This window comes from Actinophytocola sp. KF-1, assembly GCF_054661535.1.
In genome coordinates, this window is the sequence record NZ_BAAFVK010000002.1 from 14772 (window position 1) to 31591 (window position 16820).

Annotated in this window: 13 protein-coding genes and 1 tRNA gene; 7 read left to right on the forward strand and 7 right to left on the reverse strand. The window is 70.0% G+C overall.

Annotated features, from left to right (window positions below; all coding sequences use genetic code 11):
- Positions 1 to 866 precede the first annotated feature (866 nt).
- The 4 genes from ACYQ77_RS05850 to ACYQ77_RS05865 are packed head-to-tail and all read left to right on the forward strand — an operon-like array spanning position 867 to position 2618.
- Positions 867 to 1499: a DUF742 domain-containing protein gene (locus ACYQ77_RS05850; protein WP_459708194.1), complete on the forward strand. Its 633-nt coding sequence runs from the start codon at positions 867 to 869 to the stop codon at positions 1497 to 1499.
- Between the two features lie 24 nt (positions 1500 to 1523).
- The gene (locus ACYQ77_RS05855) at positions 1524 to 2066 is read left to right on the forward strand and encodes a methyltransferase domain-containing protein (RefSeq protein ID WP_459708195.1); all 543 of its coding nucleotides are present in this window, start codon (positions 1524 to 1526) and stop codon (positions 2064 to 2066) included.
- Positions 2009 to 2410, forward strand: a complete 402-nt coding sequence (locus tag ACYQ77_RS05860; RefSeq protein WP_459708197.1) for a hypothetical protein — start codon at positions 2009 to 2011, stop codon at positions 2408 to 2410. Before ACYQ77_RS05855 ends, ACYQ77_RS05860 begins: the two co-directional genes overlap by 58 nt.
- A 16-nt stretch (positions 2411 to 2426) precedes the next feature.
- The gene (locus ACYQ77_RS05865; protein WP_459708199.1) at positions 2427 to 2618 is read left to right on the forward strand and encodes a hypothetical protein; all 192 of its coding nucleotides are present in this window, start codon (positions 2427 to 2429) and stop codon (positions 2616 to 2618) included.
- Between the two features lie 119 nt (positions 2619 to 2737).
- Here ACYQ77_RS05865 and ACYQ77_RS05870 read toward each other — a convergent pair whose 3' ends face one another.
- The 3 genes from ACYQ77_RS05870 to ACYQ77_RS05880 form a co-directional block, all read right to left on the reverse strand.
- Positions 2738 to 3619 carry a hypothetical protein gene (locus tag ACYQ77_RS05870; RefSeq protein ID WP_459708201.1) on the reverse strand — a complete coding sequence of 294 codons (882 nt, stop codon included), beginning with the start codon at positions 3617 to 3619 and terminating at the stop codon, positions 2738 to 2740.
- Positions 3620 to 3721: 102 nt separating this feature from the next.
- Positions 3722 to 5029: an ABC1 kinase family protein gene (locus ACYQ77_RS05875; protein ID WP_459708203.1), complete on the reverse strand. Its 1308-nt coding sequence runs from the start codon at positions 5027 to 5029 to the stop codon at positions 3722 to 3724.
- Positions 5019 to 6137, reverse strand: a complete 1119-nt coding sequence (locus ACYQ77_RS05880; protein ID WP_459708204.1) for a TOMM precursor leader peptide-binding protein — start codon at positions 6135 to 6137, stop codon at positions 5019 to 5021. The genes ACYQ77_RS05875 and ACYQ77_RS05880 overlap by 11 nt, the downstream gene beginning before the upstream one ends.
- A gap of 122 nt (positions 6138 to 6259) precedes the next feature.
- Between ACYQ77_RS05880 and ACYQ77_RS05885 the strand changes: the two genes are divergently transcribed.
- The gene (locus tag ACYQ77_RS05885) at positions 6260 to 6790 is read left to right on the forward strand and encodes a M48 metallopeptidase family protein (RefSeq protein ID WP_459708206.1); all 531 of its coding nucleotides are present in this window, start codon (positions 6260 to 6262) and stop codon (positions 6788 to 6790) included.
- A gap of 188 nt (positions 6791 to 6978) precedes the next feature.
- On the opposite strand, the gene ACYQ77_RS05890 is transcribed toward ACYQ77_RS05885, so the two are convergent.
- Complete coding sequence (locus ACYQ77_RS05890) at positions 6979 to 8307, reverse strand: zinc-dependent metalloprotease (protein WP_459708208.1); 1329 nt, start codon at positions 8305 to 8307, stop codon at positions 6979 to 6981.
- Positions 8308 to 8387: 80 nt separating this feature from the next.
- Between ACYQ77_RS05890 and ACYQ77_RS05895 the strand changes: the two genes are divergently transcribed.
- Complete coding sequence (locus ACYQ77_RS05895; protein WP_459708210.1) at positions 8388 to 9503, forward strand: YlbL family protein; 1116 nt, start codon at positions 8388 to 8390, stop codon at positions 9501 to 9503.
- A 284-nt stretch (positions 9504 to 9787) separates the two neighbouring features.
- On the opposite strand, the gene ACYQ77_RS05900 is transcribed toward ACYQ77_RS05895, so the two are convergent.
- Positions 9788 to 10312, reverse strand: a complete 525-nt coding sequence (locus tag ACYQ77_RS05900) for a PPA1309 family protein (RefSeq protein WP_459708212.1) — start codon at positions 10310 to 10312, stop codon at positions 9788 to 9790.
- Positions 10313 to 10450: 138 nt separating this feature from the next.
- On the opposite strand from ACYQ77_RS05900, the gene ACYQ77_RS05905 reads away from it, so the two are divergent.
- Positions 10451 to 13393 (forward strand): UPF0182 family protein, encoded by a 2943-nt coding sequence (locus ACYQ77_RS05905; RefSeq protein WP_459708214.1) that lies wholly within the window; start codon positions 10451 to 10453, stop codon positions 13391 to 13393.
- Positions 13394 to 13704: 311 nt separating this feature from the next.
- On the opposite strand, the gene ACYQ77_RS05910 is transcribed toward ACYQ77_RS05905, so the two are convergent.
- Positions 13705 to 14112 (reverse strand): histone-like nucleoid-structuring protein Lsr2, encoded by a 408-nt coding sequence (locus tag ACYQ77_RS05910; protein ID WP_459708216.1) that lies wholly within the window; start codon positions 14110 to 14112, stop codon positions 13705 to 13707.
- 342 nt (positions 14113 to 14454) lie between these two features.
- Positions 14455 to 14531 (reverse strand) — tRNA-Met (locus ACYQ77_RS05915).
- Positions 14532 to 16820 lie beyond the last annotated feature (2289 nt).

Consider the following 16820-nt stretch of genomic DNA (forward strand, 5'->3'; position numbering starts at 1 on the left):
GCGAAGTCTCCGACCATGGCGAGATCTCCGCTCGCGGCGAAGTCCCCGGCCGCAAAGCTCCTGTCCGCGGCGACATCATCAGCCATGCCGAAGCCTCGGCCCGCGGCGGAGTTCCTGGTCATAGCGAAGCGTCAGGCCGCGGCGGAGTTTCGGGTCATAGCGAAGCGTCAGCCCGCGGCGAAGCCCCTGGCCATGGCGAAGCGTCAGCCCGCGGCGAAGCCCCTGGCCATGGCGAGGCCTCAGCCCATGGCGGAGTGCCTGGCCGCGGCGAAGGTTGGGCAACCAGCGAAGCGTCCGTCGCTCGCACAGCGTCCGTCGCTCGCACAGCGTCGGTCGCTCGCACAGCGTCGGTCGCTCGCAAAGCCCGCGCCGTCGAAGCCGCACACGGGCCACCCCCGGGCCCCGCCCCCGCCCCCTTCCCACCCGCCGCCTCCACCTCCTCTTCGCTCGCTCGCCCCTCCTCCGCTCATGCCTCGCCCTCCCGGGGGTCGGCTGCCCGCCCGTCGGGCCATGGGACCTCGGATTACCCGGCTTCCGAGCACCCTTCGTCAGGTGACCGGTCGTCACGCCACCTGCCTTCGGGCCAGGTGTCCTCGGCGTATTCGTCGGCGCTTGGTGCGGCTGGCCGTGTCTCCGGGCACGCGTCGGGCGGTGGTCTTCCGGCCGGGCACGCTTCGGGGGAGGACGTGACCTCACGTGACGGGTCGTCGGGCCGTCTGTCTTCGGGTGGTGCGTCTTTGGGCCAGGTGTCCTCGGCGTACTCGTCGGCGGGGCTTGGTGCGGCTGGCCGCGTCTCCTCCGGGCACGCCTCGGTTGGTGGCCTTCCGGCCGGGCGTGCCTCGGGGGACGACGCGTCCTCGGGTGACGTGTTGTCCGGGCACGTGCTGGACGGGCACGCCTCAGCCGAACACGCCTTCGTCGAGTACGCGGTGGTCCCTGACGGGTCGGGCGACGACGGTGCCGACGGCGACGTCGAACTCGTCGGGCGTACCGGGGCTCGGTTCGGGCCGTACTCGGTGCGCAAACCCAAGCGGGCCAAGGCAGCCGGCGCCGGGAGCACCCCCGTTGTCGACGACCCGGTCGTCGAGACGCCGCCCGGCGAGCCGACGCCCGAGCAGTCCGCCGAGCGCACCGTGCCGCTGATCAAACCGTGGGCTGGTGCTCTCGTCCGGCCCTACGCGCACACCGGTGGTCGCACCCGCTCCAGTCACACCCTCGAACTCGAGGCGCTCGTCTCCAGCAGTCGGCATCCCGGCGCCGGCGACGCCGCGCTCACCACCCACCACCGGCGGATGATCGTCGACATGTGCGTCCAGCCGCGGTCGGTCGCCGAGGTGGCCGCGTTGCTGTCCGTGCCGCTCGGGGTCGCGCGGGTCCTGCTCGGCGACCTCGCGACCGCGGGCCTCGTCGTCGTTCACCCCACCGCCGGTACCAGCGGTGACGGTGAACCCGACCTCGCGTTCATGCGCCGCGTGCTCGTCGGCCTACGACGCCTGTGACGCGCGACCGCTACCGTCGCTCGCATGGCGCACAAGCACACCCACGACAACATCAACTGGCCTGCTCGTCTCTCCTCCCTTCGTCGTGCCGACGAGCTTGACGCTCGCTATGACCGCCAGGTCGCCGACCGGCTCGTCGACCTCCTCGGTGCCGACACCAAGCCGGTGGTCGTCGACGTCGGCTCGGGCGGTGGTGGCATGAGCGTCGCTTTCGCCCAGGCCCTCGCCGCGCGGGGCGGTGGCCGGGTCGTGCTCAGCGACGCCGTCGGTGAGCTGCTCGACCCCGCTACCGCGCTCGTCCAGGAGGCTGCGGCCGGCACCTCGGTCGCCGTCGACGCAGTCCGGGCCGACGCCGCCGACGACCAGCTCGCGGACCTGCTGCCACCGGCCGACCTGGTGTGGGCGTCACGCGTGGTGCACCACCTCCCTGACCAGCAGGCGGCCATCGACCGGTTGGCGCGGGTGCTCGCGCCCGGTGGCTGGCTGGCGTTGTCCGAGGCGGCCTCGCGATGCGCTGCCTGCCGTGGGACCTCGGCATCGGCGAACCCGGGCTCGGCAACCGGCTGACCGCGGCACGTGACGCCTGGTTCGTCCGCATGCGCGCCGAAATGCCCGATGTGCGGTCGCTGCCGGTCGGCTGGAACAAGGCCCTCGAGGCGGCCGGGCTGACCGACGTGTTCTCGTTCAGCTACGTGATCGACCACCCCGCCCCCGCGCCCGAAGCCGTCCGACTGTCCGTTGTGGACTGGATCGCATGGATGGCCGGCGTGGGGGAGGTGGAGCTGTCCGACACCGACCGGGCGACCGTCGCCCGTCTCGTCGACCCCGCTGACGAGGCCTACGCCGGGGCGCGGGACGACGTGTTCATCCTCAGCGCCTCGACCGTCTACCTTGGACGGAAAGCCGCCTGACGTAAGCTTCCGCGCCATGGTTGACGATCCCGAACCGGCCGCCGCGCACTGCGTGCGTTGCGGCCGGTCCCGCGCCGAGGCGCCACCCGCGGAAGCACTCGCCTGGGCCATGACCCACGACGAGCGGGGCCGCACCTGGCTGTGCCCGGCATGCGCACGCACCCACGCGCGCGACATCGAGGGAAAGCTGCCCGACGAATACTGGTGATCCCCGGCGCGAGCCTTGGCAAGCCGGAGGAGAAGCCGTCGTCCGGCGGTGCGCAGGTACGCGACAAGCGTGTGTCGGTGGTTCATGTTCGTGCTCCTGGAAGACTCGTGATCAGGGCGTCAGCTCGCGCGGCGGTGAACGTTCGCGGCCGCTGACGCGAACGCCGCGACCAGCTCGTCGGTCACCACGACCGGCACGGTGGACAGGCGGTGCGGGTCCGTGCGGTGCAGGGCGATGCCCGCCAGCGACCACAACCGCGGGTCGTGGTGGCGGGTGTGCGGGGACACGTCCCACGCCAGCCGGACCTCCGGCCACCACGCGTCCGGGATGCCCAGCAGCATGCCCGTGTCGTCGTGGACCGGCTGCTGCCACTGCGGTGTCGGCAGCGCCGTGTCGCGCACCAACCGGCGGGCCAGCGTGACCTCCTCCGGCACGACCTCCGCCGTGCCGGTCAGGTCCGGTGTCAGTAACGCTCGGACGGCGGCCGAGCCACGCTGGCTGCCCGCGTCCAGCTCGGCCCGCAGTTCGGTCACCGTGCACCGGCCGATCACCGAGATCAGCAGCTCGCGCAGCTGCTCACGGTCCGCCGACCGTCTCGCCACGTCCAGCGCCGCCCGCGCCAGCGGCGCGTACGGCAGGCCCGCGCAGACCGCGGGGTCCGGTGGTCTCGTGGTGCGTTCGACCGTCAGGTACGAGCGGCTCGCCAGCCTGCGTTCGGCCGGGGCGAGCACGAGCACGTCCGGTGACAGCGGCACGTCCACGCCGTGCGCACGCATCGCGTCGACCCCGGACACCACCGAGCCCGGGCCCGCGTAGGCGATGGCGGCTCGTAACCGCTGTCGTCTCGTCGGGCGGGCAGCGCTCATCAACACCACGCCCGGCAGTACGCGCTGCCATGGACCTGACGGTCGGCAGCGGGTCGTGATCGCGTGGTTCGTCACGCCGCGGGCGCGCAACTCGGCGATCGTGGTGACGTTGTCGGGGGCGGAGATGTGGTGCATGCCCGGTTCGTCGGCGCGTGGGGCCGCGAGCTGAATGGGCTGGGCGAAGTTGGGGACAACGTGTGCGAGCGAATGGGACTTTCGTTCGTCTGGGCCGTGTTCTCAGGCCGCGAAACCCGGCTGCCAGCGGGTGATCAGCTCACGCACCGGCAGCTCGGCGTCCAGCTGGCACAGGATGCCCGTCGACCCACCGAGGACCCGGTGCAACAGCAGGTACTGCGGCGGCAGGTTCAGCGTGCGGCCCGTGCGGAAGTCCTGGCCGCGCATGTTGCTGACACGCATGGCCTGCTTCTGCATCCAGCGTCGCGTGAAGTGGAACGTCTCCGTCTTCAACGGCTCCACGAACGGCGCCAGGTACGCGTAGACGTGCTCCGCCTCCGGCTGCTGGCGGGCGTCCGCGCGGATGAAGTGCTCCTCCCGCAGCAGCTCCAGCAGCTCGCACGACCGGCCCTCGAGCGCGAGCCGCATCATCCGGCCGTGCGCGGGCGGCAGTCCGTCCGGCAGCTGCGCCACCGCACCGAAGTCGATCACGCACAGACGGCCGTCGGCCATCAGCATGAAGTTGCCCGGGTGCGGATCCGAATGCAGGCGGCCCGCCCGTGCCGGCGACGAGTAGTGGAACTCCGCCAGCCGCAACCCGGCCAGGTCACGCTCCTCACGCGACCCGTCACGGATGACCGACGACAGCGGCCTGCCCTCGACCCACTCCGTGATCAGCACCTTCGGCGCGCTGGCCACGACCCTCGGCACCAGCACGTGTTCGTCACCGGCGAACGCCTTCGCGAACGCCCGCTGGTTGTCGGCCTCCGACCGGTAGTCGAGCTCCTCGCTCATCCGGTCCGACAGCTCCTGCAGGAGCGGCTTCACCTCGGTGCCCGGCACGACCGCCTGGAACAGCTTGCTGAACCGCTGCAGTTGCCGCAGGTCGGACATCAATGCCTGGTCAGCGCCCGGGTACTGGACCTTGACGGCCACCTCCCGGCCGTCGTGCCACACCGCCTTGTGGACCTGGCCGATGCTCGCCGCGGCGGCGGGCTCGTCGTCGAACGACGCGAACCGCTCCTCCCACCTGCGGCCCAGCTGCTCGGCGAGCACCCGGCGCGTCGTCTGGCTGCTCATCGGCGGCGCCGCCGACTGCAGCTTCGTCAGCGCCTCCCGGTACGGCTCCGCCATCTCGTTCGGCACCGCGGCCTCGAACACGGACAGTGCCTGCCCGAACTTCATCGCGCCGCCCTTGAGGGTGCCGAGCACGGCGAACAGCTGCTCGGCCGTCCGCGCGGACAACTCGGCGTTCACCTGCTCGGCGTTCTGGCCGACCAGGCGTTTCCCCCACCCGCCGACCGCTCGGCCGGCGACTCCGAGCGGGATGCTGGCGAGCCGCGCAGTCCGTGCCGCGGTCTTACGAGGCATCTCCGTCACGATCCGATTGTCTCAACTCATCGTCGGTGTCCGCAGCAACTTTGGCGCAGTGCACCAACCCGTCACGCTGCCGAGCGGCGGCCCCGCACGGGCACTGCGGGTGCGCTGACCAGGAACGATGCCGAACAGCGGCCGTGCGCGGCTCCACTGCGACACTTGTCTCACATGTCGCGGGGCGCTCCGCAGCGCCCCGCAGCCACGCCGCGGCCTCCAGCACCTGGGACGCCGCGAACGCCGCCGTCGCCTGGGTGCCGGCCAGATCCGTGAGCTGCGTCTGGCCCGAAAGCTGGACGGCGAGCTGCGGCCAGCACGCGTCCCGGTCGCATCGCTGCAGGTCAGCGCATCGCAGGCAGCTCGTGAGACCGGGCACCACGAACGGGCCCACGATGCCGATCGTGTCCCGCACCCGGACGAACAGGTGCGGGATCGCCGCGCGCATCACCAGGTCGACCCGCTCCGGTCTCGGCACCAGCGTGTCGGCGAGAACCACCAGGTCAGGTGCCCGTGTCGCGTCGAAGTGGGTGGTGCGGACGTCCGGCTCCGCCCTGCGGAGCGCGCGGCGCGCGGCCACCAGACGCGGCGTGCCGACGTCCTGCGCGCGGTAGCCGGCCCCGACGTCCTCCGGGCGGACCGCACCCGTCGCCGCGACGTGCACCCAGCCGACCCCCACCGACGCGAGCAGGCAGCCGATGGCGAGCGCCAGCCTGCCGTCGCCCTGCACGGCGACCGCCACCTCACTTCGCCCGATCGGGTGGTCCTTCGGCGGCAGTCCCCTCGCGAGGGCGTGGACCTTCGCCGCCGCCACCTCACCCGCCAACCGGGCCGGTGTCGGGGTCGCGTCCTCCAGAAGTCCCTGGTCATCGAGGCTGCCGAGCAGCTCAGCGAGTTGCCTGCGGTCCCGGTCGGCAAGACCGGCGGCCAGCTCGTCCCATGTGCGGTCGCCGGTGAGGCGGCAGGCGGCCGCCATCACCCGGTCCGACAGGCCCTCGACCACCTTCGCGTGCCGTGGATCAAGGCCTATCTGCAGCTCACCGCGCTTGCGGCGCAGCACGGGAAGGCCTGCCACGACCCGGGGGCGGACCGGCAGTTGTTTCGTCATGTGGACAGATTCACCGACTTCGGGCCGGCGACGAAATCGTTATCCACAGGCTCCGCAGGTGACCAAGGCCCTGTCGGGGAACGCCCTCCGAATTGTCGGTGGGGCGTCGTAACGTGGCAGCCGTGGCCGAATCCAGAGTCGAAGTGCGGCGCAGCAAGCGCCGCACGCGCACCGTGACCGCGTATCGCGACGGCGACACGCTGGTCGTGTTGATCCCTGCCCGGCTGTCGAAGGCCGAGGAGGCGCACTGGGTCGCCGAGATGCAGCGGAAGCTGCTGAAGGGCGAGCCTCGGAAGCTCCCACCGACGAAGCCGTCGGACGAGGCGCTGTTACGTCGCTGTGCCGAGCTGTCGGCCAAACATCTTCAGGGTCGCGCCGTGCCGAACAGTGTTCGGTGGGTGCCGCCCATGCGCACCAGGTGGGCGTCCTGCACGCCCGTCGACAAGACGATCCGGGTGAGCGAGCACCTCAAGTCCGTGCCCGGCTGGGTGCTGGACTACGTGCTCGTGCACGAGCTGGCGCACCTGCTGGTGCCCTCGCACAACGCCAAGTTCTGGGACCTGGTGCGGGAGTACCCGAAGACCGACCGGGCCATCGGGTACCTCGAGGGGCTGTCCGCGGCCGCTGGGCTGGGGGTGGTGGCCGAGGACTGAGGGGGGAACGTGGCGTGGGGGTGGGGGACTGGGGATGGCGGTTCGGGGCCGGTGACGAGGTCCGGCGGTTCGTGCTCGACGGCCGCGCTGGTGGGCGCGGCCGGGCGAGCCGGAACGCACTGAAGGGTCCTCCGGGACGTGGCCGCGTCTCGAAGAACCCTTCGCGTGATGCTCAGCTCTGAGCGGGGTCAGCCCTGCTCGTCGGCGTCCTTGCCGGTGTCCTCCCGGTCGCGCTTGGCCTGCTCCTCGCGCTCCAGCGCGGCGATCGGGTCGTCGTCCAGCGCGGGCTTGCTGCCCACGCGCTCGGCGAAGTCCATCGGCTCGTCCAGGTCCTCCGCGGTGGGGACCAGGTCGGGGTGGGCCCAGATGCCGTCGCGGGCTTCGAGGCCGTGCTGGTCGCCGACCAGGCGCCACAGGGCCGCGGCCGCACGCAGGCGCCTCGGGCGCAGCTCGAGACCGACCAGCGTGGCGAACGTCTGCTCGGCCGGGCCGCCGCTGGCACGCCTGCGGCGCAGCGTCTCGCGCAGCGCGTCCGCGCCGGGCAGCCGCTCGGTCACCGCGTCGCCGACGACCACGTCGACCCAGCCTTCCACCAGGGCCAGCAGCGTCTCCAACCTGGTCAGAGCCGCTTTCTGCTCCGGGGTGGTCTGCGGTTCGAGCATGCCCGACTGCATGGCCTCTTCGATCGACTGCGGGTTCGCCGGGTCGATGCGCGTCGCCAGCTCCTCGAGGGCCGAGGTGTCGACGCGGATGCCGCTCGCGAACTCCTCGACCGTCGCCAGCAGCCGCTGCCGCAGCCACGGCACGTGCGCGAACAGGCGCTGGTGCGCTGCCTCCCGGGCCGCGAGGAACACCAGGACCTCGCTGTTCGGGCGTTCCAGGCCGTTCGTGAACTCCTCGATGTTCTGCGGCAGCAGCGCCACGGTCGCAGGCGGGCCGAGCGGCAGGCCGATGTCGGTCGACGTCAGCACCTCCGACGCCAGCTGCGCCAGCGCGTTGCCCAGCTGCGAACCGAACGCCATGCCACCCATCTGGCTGACCATCGACAGCAGCGGCCCCGCAGCCTGCTTCGCCTCCGCGGGCAGCGCCTCCACCCACGCGCCCGACACGCGGCGGGCCACCGGGTCACACAGGCGCTGCCACGTCGGCAGGGTGTTCTCCACCCAGTCGCGCGGCGTCCACGCCTTCACGGCCGTGGCCCCCGTCGGGAGGATCGTCGCCGGATCGAGCCACATCTCCGCGAGGTGCACCGCGTCGGTCACCGCGCTCTGGAACTCCGTCGACGTGCGGAAACCCACGTCGCCCGAGGTCAGGCGCTGCATCGCGATCTGTTTCGCCAAGTCGTAGTTCACCGGCCCGGCCGAGCTGCCGGCCTGGCTGAGCATCTGCCCGAGCTGGCTGAGCATCTGGCCGAGCTGGTTGAACGCCTCAGCGGGGTTCTCGCCCTGCCCTGAGGGCTCCTTCTTGCCACGGTCGTCCGGGTTCGGCGGTCCGAAGCCAAAGGGAAACTCGGTCATGTGTCCACGGTACGCGGACACGCCACGCCAGTAACGCGCGGTGATTCGCTCATCGAGAACACGCCGTACCCTGTCAACCCGTGAGTGACACCCCGAGCTCCCACGCCGAGGCCCCGCGGACGATCGGTTACGAACCGGGCACAGACCGCCCACGCGGGATGACCCGGCGCGGATGGACCGTGGCGATCAGCTTCGTCCTGGTGGCGGCGCTCGCGCTCATCGGCGGGTTCGTGAAGGTCCCGTACGTCTCCATCGGCCCCGGCCCGACCTACGACACGCTCGGCGACGTCGATGGTCAGGCCGTCATCGAGGTCGACGGCACCAAGACCTACCCGACCAGCGGGCAGCTGCGGATGACCACCGTGTCGATCAACGACGACGTCACGCTGTTCGACGCGCTCGCCAGGTGGGTCAGCGGCCGCTACGCGCTCGCGCCGCGCGACGAGTACTACGGCCCCGGCCAGACCCAGGAAGACCTCGAGCGCGAGAACAAGATCATGTTCCAGGACTCGCAGAGCGCGGCCGAGACCGCGGCGCTGCGGCTGCTCGACAAACCGGTCAAGGTCGTCGTCCAGGAGATCACCCGCGACGCGCCGGCCGATGGTGTCATCCAGCCGGGTGACCGCCTGTGGGTGGTGAACGGGAAGAACATCGCCGTGCAGGAGGACGTGCGCGAGGCGCTCAAGGGCACCAAGCCCGGGCAGACCGTCTCGGTGACGTTCCAGCACGAGGACGAGCCGAAGAAGACCGTCGACATCAAGCTCGGCAAGGCCAGCGACTTCGGCAGCGACGACCGGGCGGAGGGGTTCATGGGCCTCGCGCCCGCCGACCGCGCCGACGTCGACTTCGAGACCACCATCCACCTCGAGGACGTCGGCGGCCCGTCCGCCGGGCTGATCTTCGCGCTGGCGATCGTCGACACGCTCACGCCCGGTGAGATGGAGGACGGCCGCACCGTCGCCGGCACCGGCGCGATCGACGTGAAGGGCAACGTCCAGGCCATCGGTGGCATCCCGTTCAAGCTGATCGCCGCGAAGGAGGACGGGGCGACCACGTTCCTCGTGCCCGCCGAGAACTGCGCGGAAGCGAAGTCGAACACGCCCGACGGCCTGCAGCTGGTGAAGGTGGAGACGCTGGCGGGCGCGGTCGAGGCGCTCAAGGACCTCGACGCGGGGCGCACGCCGCCGAGCTGCTAGTTGTCCACAGCCCGGTGAGTTGTCCACAGGCAAGATCGACATCGGGGGGATTGTCGGTGGGTACCGGTAGACTGGCAAGGCGGGTGGCCCCCGGGATCGGGTGGGGTTTGCCAACCGGGCGCGTCGCGGTTCGGTGGGCGGTTCTGGCCGCGGATTGACGAGCGTTCGTCGGGCGTTCGAGGGCGTTCGAGGGCTCGACGGGGTCTTGACGGGCTTTCAGGGGGCCGCCGGTCCTGGTGATGGGGGACCGGCGGTGCCCTGGTCTTCGACGGTGTTCGCCCAGGTCAGCGGAGGGTGTCCAGCAGGGCGTCGGTCAGGTTGGGGGCCAGTTCCGGGTGCTCGATGATCTCGTCGTCGCCCTCCTGGCTCCGCAGGCGCAGCACGCACGCGGCCGTCCCGTCGCGCAGGACGGCGGCCACCAGGCGGGCCTCGCGGCGGCGCGGGTGTTCGGCGGCGATGCGGCGCAGCGCGTCCGTGTCACCGGTCTCGTGCCCGTCGGGCAGGGTGTCCTCCGCGTCCGGCGGCAGCACCACGATCTCCTGCGCCACGGCGCAGCCCTGCACCGCGTCCGGCCACATGATCCCCGCCAGCGCCTCCGCCAGGTCCTCGTTGGGCAGCTGGTCCTGGGCGACCGGCGTCAGGAACGCGCCCGCGTCGACCTGGGCGGCGAGTTCGGGGTTCGCCTCCACCAACTCGGCGGTCGGGACCAGGGCGAACAGCTGCGGGGGCTGGTCCCACCCGGCCGTCGACACGAAGTCGTCGACCTCCCGGGCGGCGGCGGACAGGTGCTGGGCATGGCTCGCGGGCATACCTGCCATCCTCGCCTATTCTCGCGATCGGCTATTTCGACCTACCCGAACGGGAACCTGACAGGGCCGGAATAGAGTTGGACATCTAGGACAGCCCTCGGCAGTCCTGCGAACACTGGTCAACACAGGGAGTGCACCGTGGCCACCAGGCCCCCGATCGGCATGCCGAAGCTGTCCCGACGCGCCAAGATCCTCCTGAGCATCGCCGGTGTCCTGATCCTGGTGCTGATCGTCGGCGCCCGGCTGCTGGACACCTACGTCGACTGGCTCTGGTACGGCGAGGTCGGGTTCCGATCGGTCTTCACCACGGTGATCGTCACCAGGATCATCCTGTTCTTCGCGATCGGGCTGCTGGTCGGCGGGCTGCTGGCGGTGAGCCTCGCCATCGCCTACCGGTCGCGGCCGGTGTTCGTGCCGGTCTCCGGCGCGGACGACCCGCTCGCCCGCTACCGGTCGACCATCGTGCAGCGCGTCCGGCTGTTCGGGATCGGCGTCCCGCTCGTCGTCGGGGCCATCGCGGGGGCGGCGGGCCAGGGCGAGTGGCAGCCCGTCCAGCTGATGCTCAACGCGCAGCCGTTCGGCCAGACCGACCCCGAGTTCGGCAAGGACGTCGGCTTCTACGCGTTCACGCTGCCGTTCATCAGCTGGCTCATCACCTGGCTGTTCGTCGCGCTCGCCATCGCGGGCATCGGCGCGCTCGTCACGCACTACATCTTCGGCGGCATCCGCCTGGGCACCAAGGGCGACAACTTCTCCGTCCCCGCCCGCGTCCAGCTGTCCGTCACCGCCGGCCTGTTCGTCGTCGTCCTCGCCGTCGACTACTTCTTCGAGCGCTACGAACTGCTGTTCTCCACCCGCAACGGCCTGTTCGACGGCGCCACCTACACCGACCTCAACGCGGTGCTGCCCGCCAAGCTCATCCTGATGTTCATCGCCGGGTTCTGCGCCGTCGCGTTCTTCGTCGGCGCGTTCGTGCGGAACCTGCAGCTGCCCGCCATCGCGATCGTGCTGCTCATCCTCTCCAGCATCCTCGTCGGCTGGGCGTGGCCGACCGTGCTGCAGCAGTTCTCCGTCAAGCCGAACGAGGCGGAGAAAGAGGCGATGTCCATCGAACGGAACATCAACGCGACCAAGTACGCGTTCGGGCTCACCAACGACAAGGTCACGTTCGAGGACTACCAGGGTGACGCCTCCGTCGACGCCGCCACCTCCGAGAAGGTGAAGGCCGACACCGGCACCATCCCCAACATCCGCCTGCTCGACCCGAGCATCCTGTCCCGCACCTTCACCCAGCGCGAAGGTGGCGAGAACTTCTACGGCTTCCCGAGCAAGCTCGACGTCGACCGCTACGAGGTCAACGGCAAGGTCCAGGACTACATCGTCGCGGCCCGCGAACTCGACTCCACGCGGCTCGCCGCCAACCAGACGTCCTGGATCAACCGGCACCTCGTCTACACCCACGGCAACGGCTTCGTCGCCGCGCCGGCCAACCGCATCAACCGCGCGCTGGCCGAAGGCGAGTCCAGCGGTGAAGGCGGCTACCCGGTCTTCACCGTGAGCGACCTCGAGGCGCTCGAGAACAACGCGGACATGGACATCCCGGTCACCGAACCGCGGATCTACTACGGCGAACTCGCCACCGACTACGCGATCGTCAACGCGCGCGGCGAGTACGACACCCCGCTCAACCAGGACTACCGCTACAAGGGCAAGGGCGGCGTGCCCGTCGACGGCTGGTTCAACCGGTTCGTCTTCTTCGCCCACTACGGCGAGCGGAACATCCTGTTCTCGAGCGACATCAGCGACGGCTCGAAGATCATGTACAACCGTGATCCCCGGGACCGCGTCAGCCGTGTCGCGCCGTGGCTGACCGTCGACGGCGATCCGTACCCGGCGGTGGTCGACGGCCGCATCCAGTGGATCGTCGACGGCTACACCACGCTCGACAACTTCCCGTACGCGCAGCGCACCCCGCTCGGCGAGGTCACCAATGACTCGCTGACCGGTGTGGCGCGGCAGGAGAACCGGGACATCAGCTACATCCGGAACTCCGTCAAGGCCACCGTCGACGCGTTCGACGGGACCGTGACCCTGTACGCGATCGACGACAAGGACCCCGTGCTGAAGGCCTGGGAGAGCGTCTTCCCCGGCACCGTGAAGCACGGCGAGATCCCCGAGTCGCTCCGCGAGCACTTCCGCTACCCGGAGGACCTGTTCAAGGTGCAGCGTGAGCTGCTCGCGCAGTACCACGTCGAGAACGCCGGACAGTTCTTCTCGACCCAGACGTTCTGGGACGTGCCGTCCGACCCGACGGGCAGCAACAACGAGGCAGGTGGGGCAGCGCCCAACCAGCCGCCGTACTACGTGCTCGCGCAGGCGCCAGGGCAGGCCGAGCCGACGTTCCAGCTCACCAGCGCCATGACGCTGCTGCGCAGGCAGTTCCTCGCCGCGTGGGTGTCGGTGTCGTCCGACCCGGATGACTACGGCCAGTTCAGGGTCCTGCGACTACCCGCGCAGGACCAGACGAAGGGTCCCGGCCAGGTCCAGAACGAGTTCGAGACCACCGACGAGGTGACCGAGAACAGAACTCTGTTCCAGAACCCGAACGTCAACGTCATCTACGGGAACCTGCTGACGTTGCCGGTCGCGGACGGCCTCCTCTACGTCGAACCGATCTACATCGAGCAGAAGGACGAGAACGCGTTCCCGCAGCTCGCCCGCGTGCTCGTGTACTTCGGCGGCCGCGTCGGGTTCGCGCCGACGTTGCAGGCGGCGCTGGAGGAGATCTTCGGCGAAGGCGCAGGCGGCGAGGTGACACCGCCGGAGGAAGGCGGGCAGCCGCCGGAGACCGAGACCCCGACCACGCCACCCGGCACGACCACGCCGCCGCCGTCCTCCGGCGGGGAGAACCCCGGGATGGACAAGGCCGTGCAGGACATCGGCAACGCGCTCGAGGCGTTGAAGAACGCCCAGCAGTCCGGTGACTTCGCCGCTCAGGGCCAGGCGCTGTCCGACCTGGAGAAGGCCGTCGCCGCCTACGAGTCCGCCAAGGCCAACCCGCCGTCGGGTGGCGGCGGCTGAGTCGACCGATTTGACCGAAAACGCGGCCTCCCGACTCGAATCGGGAGGTCGCGTTTTTCGTCTGGAAGGGCTAGCGCGATCCGGCATTGCGCCGAATGTCACGTCGCCGGACACGAAAAAGCACGGCCGTCCGCGGTGCGGACGACCGTGCTTGCTTCACCGCTTCAAGACATCGGGTGTCGTCGAACAGAGCCAGGGAGAGCCAAGTTATCCACTGTGGACGCACGAGCACGCAACAGTGACACCGCGATGCCATTTGTCAATTCCGGCCGGCTCCGGGCGCGGTTCCGCGCCCGCGAAACTTCCGGAGGTCAGCTCTTCTTCGCGCGCGTCCTGCGCTTGGCGGCGGGCTTGGCCGACTTCGCCTGCTTCGACTCGGCCTGCGCCTCCTTGTAGGCCTCGACGACGTGCGACGGGATGCGGCCGCGGCCGGCCAGCTCGTAACCGTTCTCCAGCGCCCACTCGCGGATCTGGCCGGCCTCACCGGCGTTCGCGGACTTGCCGGCCTGGCCAGGACGGGTGCCGCGCTTGATGCGGCCACCGGTGCGGCGCGCCGACTCGACGAACTCGGAGAGGCTTTCCCGCAGCCTTTCGGCGTTGGCTTCCGAGAGGTCGATCTCGTAGCTCACGCCGTCCAGGCCGAACAGGACGGTGGAAACGTCCTGCGAGCTGGTGCCGTCCAGGTCGTCGACGAGCTGTACCAATACCTTCTGAGCCATCTGGCTGCTCTCCCTTGGACGCCGTTGCACGAGACATGCGTGCACACCCGTTGGTTTGTGTCGGCACACTAGCAAATAAGCGGCCTGGAACCGAAACGAACCGGGATCGCTCCTGGTTCCGCACTGTCCGAACGCGACTCCGCGCCGTGAGCACCTTCCCGGCGCCATTTCCAGCGGATGCAAGGCGACTTACCGGATTCAATTCACTCGATCGATGAACGGCCGCCCAATTGCGCCGGGTGTCCACACGGGAGCGGTGAGCGGACATGAATGTGACGCGCATTACGGGTGCACGCAAAAGAACGATGGCCCCTCGGAGGATCTCCGAGGGGCCATCGTCCCTGGTAGCGGGGACAGGATTCGAACCTGCGACCTCTGGGTTATGAGCCCAGCGAGCTACCGAGCTGCTCCACCCCGCGTCGTTGTGTTCATAACTATACGCGTGGTTTCGAGGGGGTTTCCACCGGGGGGTCACTTGTGCTCTGACCTGCGCAAAGGCGGGGTTTCGGGGAGGGGTGGGCTCGCCGGCGATGTGGGGTCGCCGGGGGGCGGGGGCGACGGGATGGGGGTGGGCGGCGAGGGGCGGGTGGGTCGCGAGGTGGAGGGCGACGGCGCGGGGATGGGAGGGATGTGGGGCAGGTGGTGTGGGAAATGGGGGACAAGAAAGCGGTGTGAGGAAGGGCGGGGAGATGAGCCGGGGAAGGGGCTTGGGGCGGCTGTGGGGACGGGTGCGGAAAGGCGAGTGAGGAAAGGGGTGAGGGGAGGGGTCGGGGAAGGTGCGGCGAGGGAGCGGCCGAGGGGCTGGGGAAGAGCGGTTAGGGGAATCGGCGGCCAGAGGGCGGCAGTGAGAGGGCGGCAGTGAGAGGGCGGCAGTGAGAGGAGGGCAGTGAGAGGGCGGCAGTGAGAGGAGCAGCGAAGAGAAGAGCGGCCAGGGGGAGCAGCGGGGGAAGGGCGGCGAGCGGTAAGGACGCCAGAGGAAGGGGTGCGAGCGGAGGGCGACGCGGCGAAGGGCGGAGAGCGGAAGTGCGATGAGGGGGAAGGCGGTGAGGTCAAGGGGCAGCGAGGGGAAAGGCGGTGAGCGGAAAGGCCGCGAGAGGAATGGCGGCGAGCGGAGGGCGACGCGGGGGAAGAGCGGCGAGGTCAAGGTGGCGAGGTCAAGGGTGGTGAGGGGGAATGGTGGGGAGAGGAAGGGCGGCGGGGGAGGCGGTCGGGGGAGCGGTGCCGAGCGGAAAAGTGCCGAGGGAAAGAGCGGTCAGAGGAGCGGCGAATGGGAAGGACGGCGAGGGAAGAACCGTCAGGCAAGGCGGTGGGGGACGGGCAGCCAGGGAAGGCGGTGGGGGAAGGCGTGGCGACAGAAGAGTGATGGGGCGAAAGAACAGCGAAGAGAAGTGCTCTCAGGGGGAGCGACGGAGGGGAAGGCGGTGAGGGGATGGACGTGAGGTGGGGGCGGTGAGGTCGGGATGCCGAGGCGGGGGATGGCGAGGCCAAGGGGGATGAGGTGAATGTCGGCGAGTGGGAGTGCGGCCGCGGAGGCGGTGAGGGTAAGTGCGGCGCAGGGAGGTGCAGCCAAGGAGGCGGCGAAGGGGGATGGTCGGCGAGGTTCAGGCCGACGAGAGGAAGGACAGCCGCGGGATGCGGTTCGGGGGGAGAGTGCCGGGGACGTGCAGCTGAAGAGGCAGAGGGAGAGCGGCGTGGGAAGTGTGGTCGGGGAGGTAGTGCGGGGAAGGGCGGAGTGGGGAAGTGCAGCCCGGGGAGGCGGCGTGGGGATGAGCGGCGTGGGGAAGAGCAGCGTGGGAAGAGCAGCCGTGAGGTAGCGCGTGAGGAAGTGCAGCCGGGGAGGCAGCGCGGGAGGAGCGCGTGAGGAAGTGCAGCCCGGGGAGGCAGCGCCGGGGAAGAGTGGTGCGGGGAAGAGCGGTCCGGGGAGGCGGCGAGGGGACCGGGGCAAGTGGAAGAGCAGAGAGGGGATGTGCGGGCGAGACAGGAGGGCTGTGGGGGAAGTGCGGCGAGGGTGAGGAGCTGGCGAGGGGAAGGAACGGGTGCAGCGGACTTGATGGTGAGTCAGGGGCGGTGTTGCGGAGATGTCCAGCCGGGCGAGCGGTGGGAAGGGCTGCGGGGAGGGGGCGGGGATGAGCAATGGAGCTTGGGAGCGAGTTGGGACGGTGGAGGCAGGTGGTGGAGATGGACGGGTGACGGGAATGGACGGCGGTGCGGTGAAGCTAAGTGGGAGTTGGCTGGCCTAGATCAGCGCTGGGGAGCGGTGGTGGGTCGAGGACCTGGGGGCGGAGTTGGCAGTGGAGACGGGCCGGATTGGTCAGCATTGATCGACACTGAAGATGCGTGGGTGGAGATGAGTGTGGGAGTTCGGCGTTGCGGGAAGGGTGGGTTGAGTCGCGGAGCGGGGTGCTCGTGATGCGCCGGGCAGATCGGAGACGGGGAACGGCCTGATTGGGTGGCTGGCGGAGGGAAGGGACAAAGAGGAGCGCAGCCATGCGAGAGAAGGCCCGGCCTGGGAATGTCTGGGACGGGCGGTCTTCGGCGGGTGGGAGCGGCGGTGTGAGCGATGTGGACGAAAGACACTCCTCCATTTGGCGGAGGTCTGAACCACTGAAGTCGCTGCGGGGGCGGAAGTTTCGGCTCTGAGAGAAGTCGGTCTTGGGGATTTCCAGTTCGGACAGTGGCTGCACGCGGCGCATGCACGTGCACATGAC

Coding starts and splice junctions, on each gene's coding strand:
- ACYQ77_RS05875 (WP_459708203.1), bottom strand. CDS start 5,029: ATGCCTCGTAAGACCGCGGCACGGACTGCGCGGCTCGCCAGCATCCCG.
- ACYQ77_RS05870 (WP_459708201.1), bottom strand. CDS start 3,619: ATGCACCACATCTCCGCCCCCGACAACGTCACCACGATCGCCGAGTTG.
- ACYQ77_RS05855 (WP_459708195.1), top strand. CDS start 1,524: ATGGCGCACAAGCACACCCACGACAACATCAACTGGCCTGCTCGTCTC.
- ACYQ77_RS05900 (WP_459708212.1), bottom strand. CDS start 10,312: ATGCCCGCGAGCCATGCCCAGCACCTGTCCGCCGCCGCCCGGGAGGTC.
- ACYQ77_RS05880 (WP_459708204.1), bottom strand. CDS start 6,137: ATGACGAAACAACTGCCGGTCCGCCCCCGGGTCGTGGCAGGCCTTCCC.
- ACYQ77_RS05910 (WP_459708216.1), bottom strand. CDS start 14,112: ATGGCTCAGAAGGTATTGGTACAGCTCGTCGACGACCTGGACGGCACC.
- ACYQ77_RS05860 (WP_459708197.1), top strand. CDS start 2,009: ATGCGCTGCCTGCCGTGGGACCTCGGCATCGGCGAACCCGGGCTCGGC.
- ACYQ77_RS05865 (WP_459708199.1), top strand. CDS start 2,427: ATGGTTGACGATCCCGAACCGGCCGCCGCGCACTGCGTGCGTTGCGGC.
- ACYQ77_RS05890 (WP_459708208.1), bottom strand. CDS start 8,307: ATGACCGAGTTTCCCTTTGGCTTCGGACCGCCGAACCCGGACGACCGT.